Consider the following 10,711-nt stretch of genomic DNA (forward strand, 5'->3'; position numbering starts at 1 on the left):
TAGTGCGCTGGGTTATCGCTCGCCACGGGAATATCTGCGGCAGCGGGCTTGTAATGGGTTAAGTGATAACAGATGTCTGGAAATATAGGGGCAAATCCACTGCCGAAGCTGTGCGTCTGAAAATTGTTAATGCCATGAAAGCAACCGGCAAACCGATGGTGGCGCTGTTTTTAGGTTATACCCCGGCGGTGGCCCGCGACGAGAATGTCTGGTTTGCCTCCTCGCTGGATGAGGCCGCACGCCTGGCTTGCCTGCTTTCACGCGTCACGGCGCGACGTAACGCAATAGCGCCTGTCAGCAGCGGATTTATTTGCGGTTTGTATACCGGCGGTACGCTGGCTGCCGAAGCGGCGGGATTACTTGCTGGACACCTTGGCGTGGAAGCCGACGATACCCATCATCACGGCATGATGCTCGACGCCGATGGTCACCAGATTATTGACCTCGGCGATGATTTCTACACCGTCGGGCGTCCCCATCCGATGATCGACCCAGCCTTACGCAACCAGTTAATTGCCGATCTCGGCGCTAAACCACAAGTGCGCGTATTGCTACTTGATGTCGTGATTGGCTTCGGTGCGACTGCCGATCCTGCCGCCTCGCTGGTAAGCGCCTAGCAAAAAGCCTGTGCCGCGCGTTCAGATAATCAACCACTGTATGCCATTGCCACGGTGACAGGCACTGAACGTGACCCGCAATGCCGCTCGCAGCAAATCGCCACGCTGGAAGATGCGGGGATCGCGGTAGTGAGTTCGCTGCCGGAAGCCACCTTGCTGGCGGCAGCGTTAATTTATCCGCTCTCGCCTGCCGCACAGCAACATACACCGTCATTACTGGAAAACGTCGCCGTGATTAACATCGGATTACGCAGCTTTGCGCTGGAGCTACAAAGCGCCAGCAAACCGGTTGTGCATTACCAATGGTCGCCAGTCGCCGGCGGCAATAAAAAACTGGCTCGTTTATTAGAACGTTTGCAATAAGGGGTTCCCATGTTTACATCAGTGGCGCAAGCCAATGCTGCGGTTATCGAACAAATTCGTCGTGCTCGTCCACACTGGCTGGATGTGCAACCGGCTTTTTCACTTATCAGCGAACTAAACGAGGGCAAAACACTGCTTCACGCCGGGCCGCCAATGCGCTGGCAGGAGATGACCGGACCCATGAAAGGGGCGTGCGTGGGCGGATGTCTGTTCGAAGGCTGGGCGAAAGATGAAGCGCAGGCACTGGCGATGCTGGAGCAGGGGGAAGTGAACTTCATTCCTTGTCACCATGTGAATGCCGTCGGGCCAATGGGCGGCATTACTTCTGCCAGTATGCCGATGCTGGTGGTCGAGAACGTGACCGACGGCAACCGGGCGTACTGCAACCTCAACGAAGGTATCGGCAAAGTGATGCGTTTTGGCGCTTACGGCGAAGATGTCCTGACTCGCCATCGCTGGATGCGCGATGTGTTAATGCCAGTATTAAGCGCGGCGCTGGGGCGCATGGAGCGCGGTATCGATCTCACGGCGATGATGGCGCAGGGCATTACGATGGGCGATGAGTTCCATCAACGCAATATTGCTTCCTCAGCACTGTTAATGCGTACGCTGGCCCCACAAATTGCTCGCCTCGATCATGATAAACAGCACATTGCGGAAGTGATCGATTTCCTCAGCGTGACCGATCAGTTCTTCCTCAACCTCGCGATGGCCTACTGCAAGGCGGCGATGGATGCTGGCGCGATGATCCGCGCAGGCAGCATCGTTACGGCTATGACCCGCAACGGCAATATGTTCGGGATTCGGGTAAGCGGGCTGGGTGAACGCTGGTTTACTGCGCCTGTAAACACTCCGCAAGGTCTGTTTTTCACCGGCTTCTCGCAGGAGCAGGCGAACCCGGATATGGGCGATAGCGCGATTACCGAAACCTTTGGTATCGGAGGTGCGGCAATGATCGCAGCGCCTGGCGTAACGCGCTTTGTCGGTGCGGGTGGCATGGAAGCGGCCAGGGCGGTATCTGAAGAGATGGCGGAAATTTACCTTGAACGCAATATGCAGTTGCAGATCCCAGGCTGGGATTTTCAGGGCGCGTGCCTGGGGCTGGATATTCGTCGCGTGGTAGAAACCGGCATTACGCCACTCATCAATACCGGTATCGCCCATAAAGAGGCGGGGATCGGGCAGATTGGCGCAGGCACCGTGCGGGCACCGCTGGCGTGCTTTGAACAGGCGCTGGAAGCACTGGCTGAAAGCATGGGGATTGGTTGAGGAACGCGCAATGACGATCATCCATCCTCTGCTTGCCAGCAGTAGCGCACCGAATTATCGCCAGTCCTGGCGGTTAGCGGGAGTGTGGCGGCGGGCGATTAACCTGATGACGGAAAGCGGCGAACTGTTAACGCTGCATCGTCAGGGTAGTGGTTTCGGCCCCGGAGGATGGGTGCTTCGCCGCGCGCAATTCGATGCGTTATGCGGTGGATTATGCGGCAATGAACGACCACAGGTTGTGGCTCAAGGGATTCGCCTCGGGCGTTTCACGGTTAAACAGCCACAGCGTTATTGTTTGCTGCGTATTACGCCGCCTTCGCATCCTCAACCGCTTGCAGCTGCATGGATGCAACGCGCGGAGGAAACCGGACTTTTCGGACCACTGGCGATGGCGGCAAGCGATCCGCTGACCGCTGAATTACGCCAGTTTCGTCACTGTTTTCAGGCCGCGCTCAATGGCGTTAAGACCGACTGGCGGCACTGGCTGGGTAAAGGCCCCGGATTAACGCCAAGTCATGATGACACGTTGAGCGGAATGCTGCTGGCGGCTTGGTATTATGGCGCTTTAGATGCGCGCGCCGGTCGCCCGTTTTTTGCCTGTTCCGACAATCTTCAACTCGTTACCACAGCGGTGAGCGTCAGTTATTTACGTTATGCCGCGCAAGGATATTTCGCCTCGCCACTCCTGCACTTTGTCCATGCTCTGAGTTGCCCGAAACGTACCGCTGTTGCGATTGATTCGCTGCTGGCGCTGGGGCATACGTCAGGGGCAGATACGCTGCTGGGGTTCTGGCTTGGCCAACAATTATTACAAGGAAAACCATGAAAACACTGGTTGTAGCTCTTGGGGGCAACGCCTTACTCCAGCGCGGTGAGGCGCTGACGGCGGAAAATCAATATCGCAATATCGCCAGTGCTGTACCCGCGCTGGCACGCCTGGCCCGTTCTTATCGGCTGGCGATTGTTCACGGCAACGGGCCGCAGGTGGGGCTGCTGGCGTTACAGAATCTGGCGTGGAAAGAGGTAGAACCGTATCCGCTGGATGTGCTGGTGGCGGAAAGCCAGGGGATGAGGCTATATGCTGGCGCAGAGCTTGAGCGCACAGCCGCAGATACCGCCTGTTACGACGGTGCTGACGCGCATTGAGGTTTCGCCTGATGATCCGGCGTTTTTGCAGCCAGAGAAATTTATTGGTCCGGTTTATCAGCCAGAAGAACAAGAGGCACTGGAAGCGGCTTACGGCTGGCAGATGAAACGTGATGGTAAATATTTGCGCCGGGTGGTGGCGTCTCCGCAACCGCGTAAAATTCTCGACAGCGAAGCCATCGAGTTGTTGCTCAAAGAGGGGCATGTGGTGATTTGCAGTGGCGGCGGCGGTGTGCCTGTGACGGAAGATGGGGCAGGGAGTGAAGCGGTGATTGATAAAGATCTCGCCACTGCGTTGCTCGCCGAGCAGATTAATGCCGATGGACTGGTGATCCTCACCGATGCTGATGCGGTATATGAAAACTGGGGAACGCCGCAGCAACGTGCCATTCGCCATGCCACACCGGATGAGTTAGCGCCATTTGCCAAAGCCGATGGTTCGATGGGGCCGAAGGTAACGGCGGTGAGTGGTTATGTCAGAAGCCGTAGTAAACCCGCGTGGATTGGGGCGTTATCGCGAATTGAAGAGACGCTGGCGGGCGAAGCGGGGACCTGTATTTCGCTGTAGTGATGAGAGCATCCGGCAATCGGTGCACCATGCCTGATTCGACGCTTGACGCGTCTTATCAGGCCTACAATGGGTACCGGAGCGGTAAGCCGGATAAGGCGTTTACGCCGCATCCGGCAATCAAATGAGCACCTGCTTAACTGAACTTACTCTGCGCCCAAATCACGCCGCTGGCATACTCTGGCGGCAGCAGCGGGATTAAGGCTTCCAGCGTCGCAGTCAGACGCGATGTGTCGCTGTCGGTCAAATTCAGATGCCCCACTTTACGCCCCGGACGGACTTCTTTGTCGTACCAGTGCAGATGCACCAGCGGCAATTTCAGCCAGTCATAATTCGCATCGCTACCAATCAGATTGATCATCACCGACGGATTATTCACTACTGGTTGCGGTAACGGCAGATCGGTAATCGCCCGCAGATGCAGCTCAAACTGGCTGATGCTGGCACCGTTTTGTGTCCAGTGACCGCTGTTATGCACACGCGGAGCCAGTTCGTTGATCAGCAGACCTTGCGGGGTGACAAAACACTCCATCGCCATCACGCCCATATAGCCCAGCTCCTGCATAATCGCCGACAGCATCTCTTCGGCTTGCGCCTGCTGCTGTGCGTTGGCCTGCGGAAAAGCGACGCTGGTGCGCAAAATACCGTCCTGATGCAGGTTATGCGTCAGCGGATAAAACACGGTGCTGCCATCAAAGCCGCGCGCGCCAACCAGCGACACTTCACCAGAGAAGTTAATGCCCTGCTCGACAATACATTCGCCGTAACACTCTGCCGGTAACTGTTCGGTTTCATTGGCGCGTAAACGCCATTGACCGCGACCGTCATAGCCACCAGTGCGACGCTTAACAATCGCCAGTTCACCTAAACGATCAAACACCGCAGGCCACTCGCTGCGATCGGCAAGTAACTGCCACGGCGCGGTCGGCAGGTGGAGCTTATCGAAAAGCTGCTTCTGAGTCAGACGGTCAGCAATAATCGGGAACACATCGCGGTTCACAAAGGCCGGATGACGCGCCAGCTCGCGGGTTAATACGGTTTCCGGCCAGCGTTCGATCTCAGCGGTAATCACGCTTTGTTGAAAAGGCACCGCCGCCGGTTCAGCGTCCAGCCCGACCGGCCAGACAGCAATGCCTAACGGTTCGCCTGCCTGACGCAGCATACGGCCTAACTGCCCGTTACCGAGGACGCAAACCTGTTTCATGCCGCACCTCGCGGGTCCGGATTTTCCAGCACTTCGTCGGTCTGGGCTTTGCGCCAGTCATTCAGACGCTGGTGTAGCTCTTTATCGTGAGTCGCGAGAATTTGTGCTGCCAGTAATGCCGCGTTTGCCGCGCCAGCTTTACCAATCGCCAGCGTACCCACCGGAATGCCGCGCGGCATTTGTACGATGGAGTAGAGGCTATCGACACCGCTCAGTGCGGCGCTCTGTACTGGCACGCCCAGCACCGGCACCAGCGTTTTGGCGGCAATCATGCCTGGCAGGTGCGCTGCGCCACCTGCGCCCGCAATAATCACCTGATAACCGTTCTCTTCGGCGCTTTCGGCGAAGCTGAACAGTTTATCGGGGGTGCGGTGAGCAGAAACCACTTCAACGTGGTGCGGGACATTCAGGATTTCGAAGATTTCGGCGGCGAACTGCATGGTAGCCCAGTCGCTTTTGGACCCCATCACGATGGCGACACGCGCCGGATTATTGCGGGAAGACATGCGTCTTAAAACTCCTGTGGTGCACAACTCTCGGCTTTAGAGGGCACAGAGAATAGCACGGAAAGAGAGCAAGGAAAACGGTTGCGTGGCTGTGAAATCAGCAAAGTTGTGGTTTTTTTAAAACGGAAAATGAATCAGCTCAACGTCATCCGCCGTGACTTTCACCATCGAACCTTCCGTATGCCAGGCACCCAGTACCACGCGAAAAGCAGGTTGCTGGTTGGCGATAAGTTCATGCACCGCCGGGCGATGGGTATGCCCGTGGATCAGCCATTGCACCTGATGTTTTTCCATCGCACTGACCACTGCGTTTTGGTTAACGTCCATGATCGCCAGCGATTTACTGCTGTTGGCTTCTTTGCTGTTCGCGCGCATTCGCGCGGCAATGCGTTTGCGCACAAACAACGGCAGGGCGAGGAATAGCATTTGCAGCCAGGGTTTGTGGACTTTGGCGCGAAAAGCCTGATAACCCGCGTCATCGGTGCACAGCGTGTCGCCATGCATAATCAACACCCGGCGGCCATAAAGTTCGAGCACCTTTTCTTCCGGCAATAACGTCATGCCACTTTCACGGGCAAAGCGTTTGCCGAGCAGAAAATCACGGTTGCCATGAATGAAATAACAGGGAACGCCGGAATCGGACACCGCTTTGATCGCTGCCGCCATCTGGCGATGGAGTGGATTGGGATCGTCGTCGCCAATCCACGCTTCAAACAGATCGCCAAGAATATACAGCGCGTCGGCCTTGCGAGCTTCCCCCGCTAAAAAACGCAGAAAACCGGCGGTGATCGCCGGTTCTTCCACGCAGAGATGAAGATCTGCAATAAAGAGTGTCGCCACGATTACTCGCTAACGGTCACGCTTTCAATGATAACGTCTTCTTTTGGCACGTCCTGGTGCATACCGCTACGACCGGTTGCAACACCTTTGATTTTGTCTACCACGTCCATGCCTTCAACCACTTCAGCAAACACGCAGTAGCCCCAACCTTGCAGGCTTTCGCCAGAGAAGTTCAGGAAGTCGTTATCAACCACGTTGATGAAGAACTGTGCAGTTGCAGAGTGCGGAGCCTGAGTACGGGCCATTGCCAGCGTACCACGGGTATTTTTCAGACCGTTGTTGGCTTCGTTTTTGATCGGTTCTTTGGTGGCTTTTTGTTTCATGCCCGGTTCAAAACCGCCGCCCTGAATCATAAAGCCGTTGATAACACGGTGGAAAATGGTGTTGTTGTAAAAACCTTCGCGGCAGTAGTCCAGGAAGTTTTTAACTGTTTCAGGTGCTTTATCGTCAAAAGTTTTGATGACAATATCGCCGTGATTGGTGTGGAAAGTAACCATTTTTGCATCCTGTTCCGTTTGATTGGTGCTTCAACCCGGTTCGGGTCATATATAGGGTGGTGTTATAGCATAACCGCACGATCGGATCATCACGCAATGTATGCTGATTCGCGCGGGAAATATGGGTATTATACGCAACTCAATTACCCACACATGTCTAAACGGAATCTTCGATGCTAAAAATCTTCAATACTCTGACACGCCAAAAAGAGGAATTTAAGCCTATTCACGCCGGGGAAGTCGGCATGTACGTGTGTGGAATCACCGTTTACGATCTCTGTCATATCGGTCACGGGCGTACCTTTGTTGCTTTTGACGTGGTTGCGCGCTATCTGCGTTTCCTCGGCTATAAGCTGAAGTATGTGCGCAACATTACCGATATCGACGACAAAATCATCAAACGCGCCAATGAAAATGGCGAAAGCTTTGTGGCGCTGGTGGATCGCATGATCGCCGAAATGCACAAAGATTTTGATGCTTTGAACATTCTGCGCCCGGATATGGAGCCGCGCGCGACGCACCATATCGCAGAAATTATTGAACTCACTGAACAACTGATCGCCAAAGGTCACGCTTATGTGGCTGACAACGGCGACGTGATGTTCGACGTCCCGACCGATCCGACTTATGGCGTGCTGTCGCGTCAGGATCTCGACCAGCTGCAGGCTGCGCGCGCGTTGACGTGGTTGATGACAAACGCAACCCGATGGACTTCGTTCTGTGGAAGATGTCGAAAGAGGGCGAACCGAGCTGGCCGTCTCCGTGGGGCGCGGGTCGTCCTGGCTGGCACATTGAATGTTCGGCCATGAACTGCAAGCAGCTGGGTAACCACTTTGATATCCACGGCGGCGGTTCAGACCTGATGTTCCCGCACCACGAGAACGAAATCGCGCAGTCCACCTGTGCCCATGATGGTCAGTATGTGAACTACTGGATGCACTCCGGAATGGTGATGGTTGACCGCGAGAAGATGTCCAAATCGCTGGGTAACTTCTTTACCGTGCGCGATGTGCTGAAATACTACGACGCGGAAACCGTGCGTTACTTCCTGATGTCGGGCCACTATCGCAGCCAGTTGAACTACAGCGAAGAGAACCTGAAGCAGACGCGTGCGGCGCTGGAGCGTCTCTACACTGCGCTGCGCGGCACAGATAAAACCGTTGCGCCTGCCGGTGGCGAAGCGTTTGAAGCGCGCTTTATTGAAGCGATGGACGACGATTTCAACACCCCGGAAGCCTATTCCGTACTGTTTGATATGGCGCGTGAAGTAAACCGTCTGAAAGCAGAAGATATGGCAGCGGCGAATGCAATGGCATCTCACCTGCGTAAACTTTCCGCTGTATTGGGCCTGCTGGAGCAAGAACCGGAAGCGTTCCTGCAAAGCGGCGCGCAGGCAGACGACAGCGAAGTGGCTGAGATTGAAGCGTTAATTCAACAGCGTCTGGATGCCCGTAAAGCGAAAGACTGGGCGGCGGCAGATGCGGCGCGTGACCGTCTTAACGAGATGGGGATCGTGCTGGAAGATGGCCCGCAAGGGACCACCTGGCGTCGTAAGTAATTGCGCTGTTGCCGGATGCGAGTTTTCGCATCCGGTTATCGCCTGCGCCACCACAACATTCCCATAAGCACCATCCCCGGCAACCACACCCACATCAATTCAGAAATTATCACCTGATGCCCGTACGGCGTGGTGTAACGAGACAATGCAAACGGCGCGACTTTAATCATCTGCCAGGGAGCGAAAAAGCGTTCATCTGACCACGGCCACAGCCAGCCAACGCCCTTACCGCCAGTGGTTACCGAATCCAGCAAGCTGTGCGATAGCAACGAGACGGTTAAAAACAGCCAGCAGCGAATAAGCCCAGCCCTGAACCATCGGCGTCCAATCAGCACACATAACAGCGGGACAACAAACGCAAACACCAGCGAATGGGTAAACCCGCGATGACCAAAAACATTGCCGTAAGCAACGCCAAATTTAAACGACAATACGTCGGCGTCGGGCAGCATCGCCAGGATGATTCCGGCAAATAACAGACGCGGAGGGATGACTTTCGAACCCAACCCTAAACCAATGCATAGGGGAACGGCGGCGTGCGTAATAACGGTTGGCATGATGGTCGCTTCGGCAAAATGTCGATGCTATCAGCATGGATGAACGGGGCGTAGAGGGCAAAAGTCTGAAAAGAGAACCGGCCTGTTGATACAGGCGGGAAAGGGATCAGGCAACAACCTGTACGCTGTGACCTGCAAAACTCACTGTCTGACCGGCGACGATTTTGCAGCGTTTGCGCGTTTCAACCGCACCGTCGACTTTCACCTGGCCTTCGGCAATCGCGATTTTCGCCTGCGCGCCGCTTTCGCTCCAGCCTTCCAGTTTCAGCAAATCGCACAGCTCAACGTGCGGATGTTTACCTAAAGAAAATGTCGCCATGTTACTCACCCTGTGGATCATGATATTCAACGCACGCCTGAAGCGTGTTTTCAATCAGCGTGGCAACCGTCATCGGGCCAACGCCGCCCGGAACAGGCGTAATGTATGAGGCGCGTTTAGCCGCGTCTTCAAACACGACGTCGCCCACAACTTTGCCATTTTCCAGACGGTTGATGCCGACATCAATCACAATTGCGCCTTCTTTGATCCAGTCACCAGGAATAAAGCCCGGCTTGCCGACGGCAACGATCAACAGATCGGCATTTTCTACGTGGTGACGCAGATTTTTAGTGAAACGGTGAGTCACGGTAGTGGTGCAACCTGCGAGCAACAGTTCCATGCTCATTGGACGACCGACGATATTCGATGCGCCAATCACCACGGCGTTAAGGCCGAAGGTATCAATGTTGTAACGCTCAAGCAGCGTGACGATACCGCGCGGGGTGCAGGGACGCAGACGCGGCGCGCGCTGGCACAGACGACCGACGTTATAAGGATGGAAACCGTCCACGTCTTTGTCCGGATGAATACGTTCCAGCACTTTGACGTTATCAATACCCGCCGGTAACGGCAGTTGAACCAGAATGCCATCGATGGTGTTGTCGGCATTCAGCGCATCGATAAGCTCCAACAGCTCCGCTTCGCTGGTGGTTTCCGGGAGGTCATAAGAGCGGGAGACGAACCCGACTTCTTCACAAGCCTTGCGTTTGCTTGCGACATAAATTTGCGATGCAGGGTTACTACCCACCAGCACAACGGCCAGTCCTGGTGCCCGCAGTCCGGCTGCAATACGCGCCTGAACTTTTTGAGCAACTTCAGAGCGCACCTGCTGCGCAATCGTTTTACCGTCAATAATCTTTGCTGCCATCAGAGAGAGGATTCCATCTGTTACGTAGGTCGAAGGGGATGCGCCTATTTTGTCAGAAGCGGGGCGCGCTGTCAGGTTTCGTTTCAGATTTATCGCGTGAAGCGACCTCTTGCGAAGGTTAGGGGTAATGACTCCAACTTACTGATAGTGTTTTATGTTCAGATAATGCCCGATGACCTTGTCATGCAGCTCCACCGATTTTGAGAACGACAGTGACTTCCGTCCCAGCCTTGCCAGATGTTGTCTCAGATTCAGATTATGTCGCTCAATGCGCTGAGTGTAACGCTTGCTGATAACGTGCAGCTTTCCCTTCAGGCGTGATTCATACAGCGGCCAGCCATCCGTCATCCATACCACGACCTCAAAGGCCGACAGCAGGCTCAGAAGACGCTCCAGTGT

The 10,711-nt window shown here is 55.1% G+C and carries 10 protein-coding genes and 3 pseudogenes; 5 read left to right on the forward strand and 8 right to left on the reverse strand.

Annotated features, from left to right (window positions below):
• Nucleotides 1–92 precede the first annotated feature (92 nt).
• The 4 genes and pseudogenes from fdrA to BHE85_RS04820 form a co-directional block, all read left to right on the forward strand.
• Nucleotides 93–980: pseudogene (fdrA, locus tag BHE85_RS04805) on the forward strand (acyl-CoA synthetase FdrA); the annotation flags it as partial.
• Nucleotides 981–989: 9 nt separating this feature from the next.
• Nucleotides 990–2,249, forward strand: coding sequence for a YlbE family protein (locus BHE85_RS04810; protein WP_000495343.1), 1,260 nt, complete (start codon nt 990–992; stop codon nt 2,247–2,249).
• 10 nt (nt 2,250–2,259) lie between these two features.
• Nucleotides 2,260–3,075, forward strand: coding sequence for an oxamate carbamoyltransferase subunit AllH family protein (locus tag BHE85_RS04815; RefSeq protein WP_000152521.1), 816 nt, complete (start codon nt 2,260–2,262; stop codon nt 3,073–3,075).
• A pseudogene (locus BHE85_RS04820) lies at nt 3,072–3,963 on the forward strand (carbamate kinase). The gene BHE85_RS04815 and the pseudogene BHE85_RS04820 overlap by 4 nt, the downstream one beginning before the upstream one ends.
• Nucleotides 3,964–4,099: 136 nt before the next feature.
• Here the strand turns inward: BHE85_RS04820 and purK are convergent.
• From purK to ppiB, 4 genes are all read right to left on the reverse strand, one after another.
• Nucleotides 4,100–5,167 (reverse strand): 5-(carboxyamino)imidazole ribonucleotide synthase, encoded by a 1,068-nt coding sequence (gene purK / locus BHE85_RS04825; protein WP_000815585.1) that lies wholly within the window; start codon nt 5,165–5,167, stop codon nt 4,100–4,102.
• Nucleotides 5,164–5,673, reverse strand: coding sequence for a 5-(carboxyamino)imidazole ribonucleotide mutase (purE, locus tag BHE85_RS04830; RefSeq protein WP_001295318.1), 510 nt, complete (start codon nt 5,671–5,673; stop codon nt 5,164–5,166). Before purE ends, purK begins: the two co-directional genes overlap by 4 nt.
• Before the next feature lie 117 nt (nt 5,674–5,790).
• On the reverse strand, nt 5,791–6,513 hold the full coding sequence (gene lpxH / locus BHE85_RS04835; protein ID WP_000212252.1) for a UDP-2,3-diacylglucosamine diphosphatase: 723 nt from the start codon (nt 6,511–6,513) through the stop codon (nt 5,791–5,793).
• Between the two features lie 2 nt (nt 6,514–6,515).
• Complete coding sequence (ppiB, locus tag BHE85_RS04840; RefSeq protein ID WP_000256002.1) at nt 6,516–7,010, reverse strand: peptidylprolyl isomerase B; 495 nt, start codon at nt 7,008–7,010, stop codon at nt 6,516–6,518.
• A 173-nt stretch (nt 7,011–7,183) separates the two neighbouring features.
• Here ppiB and cysS point away from each other — a divergent pair.
• A pseudogene (gene cysS, locus BHE85_RS04845) lies at nt 7,184–8,568 on the forward strand (cysteine--tRNA ligase).
• Between the two features lie 35 nt (nt 8,569–8,603).
• On the opposite strand, the gene BHE85_RS04850 reads toward cysS, so the two are convergent.
• From BHE85_RS04850 to BHE85_RS04865, 4 genes are all read right to left on the reverse strand, one after another.
• Entirely contained in the window at nt 8,604–9,125 is a 522-nt protein-coding gene (locus BHE85_RS04850; protein ID WP_039063994.1) for a metal-dependent hydrolase, read from the reverse strand.
• Between the two features lie 106 nt (nt 9,126–9,231).
• Nucleotides 9,232–9,444, reverse strand: a complete 213-nt coding sequence (gene ybcJ, locus BHE85_RS04855) for a ribosome-associated protein YbcJ (protein ID WP_000190288.1) — start codon at nt 9,442–9,444, stop codon at nt 9,232–9,234.
• A gap of 1 nt (nt 9,445) precedes the next feature.
• A complete protein-coding gene (folD, locus tag BHE85_RS04860; RefSeq protein ID WP_000729155.1) occupies nt 9,446–10,312 on the reverse strand; it encodes a bifunctional methylenetetrahydrofolate dehydrogenase/methenyltetrahydrofolate cyclohydrolase FolD in 867 nt (288 codons plus the stop codon).
• A gap of 138 nt (nt 10,313–10,450) precedes the next feature.
• Nucleotides 10,451–10,711 (reverse strand): IS1 family transposase (locus BHE85_RS04865; protein WP_000317683.1); only part of this gene is annotated, 261 nt, incomplete at its 5' end.

The organism is Shigella sp. FC1567 (genome assembly GCF_001743015.1).
Lineage (GTDB): Bacteria > Pseudomonadota > Gammaproteobacteria > Enterobacterales > Enterobacteriaceae > Escherichia > Escherichia coli.

Coding starts and splice junctions, on each gene's coding strand:
- BHE85_RS04810 (WP_000495343.1), top strand. CDS start 990: ATGTTTACATCAGTGGCGCAAGCCAATGCTGCGGTTATCGAACAAATT.
- BHE85_RS04815 (WP_000152521.1), top strand. CDS start 2,260: ATGACGATCATCCATCCTCTGCTTGCCAGCAGTAGCGCACCGAATTAT.
- purK (WP_000815585.1), bottom strand. CDS start 5,167: ATGAAACAGGTTTGCGTCCTCGGTAACGGGCAGTTAGGCCGTATGCTG.
- purE (WP_001295318.1), bottom strand. CDS start 5,673: ATGTCTTCCCGCAATAATCCGGCGCGTGTCGCCATCGTGATGGGGTCC.
- ppiB (WP_000256002.1), bottom strand. CDS start 7,010: ATGGTTACTTTCCACACCAATCACGGCGATATTGTCATCAAAACTTTT.
- BHE85_RS04850 (WP_039063994.1), bottom strand. CDS start 9,125: ATGCCAACCGTTATTACGCACGCCGCCGTTCCCCTATGCATTGGTTTA.
- ybcJ (WP_000190288.1), bottom strand. CDS start 9,444: ATGGCGACATTTTCTTTAGGTAAACATCCGCACGTTGAGCTGTGCGAT.
- folD (WP_000729155.1), bottom strand. CDS start 10,312: ATGGCAGCAAAGATTATTGACGGTAAAACGATTGCGCAGCAGGTGCGC.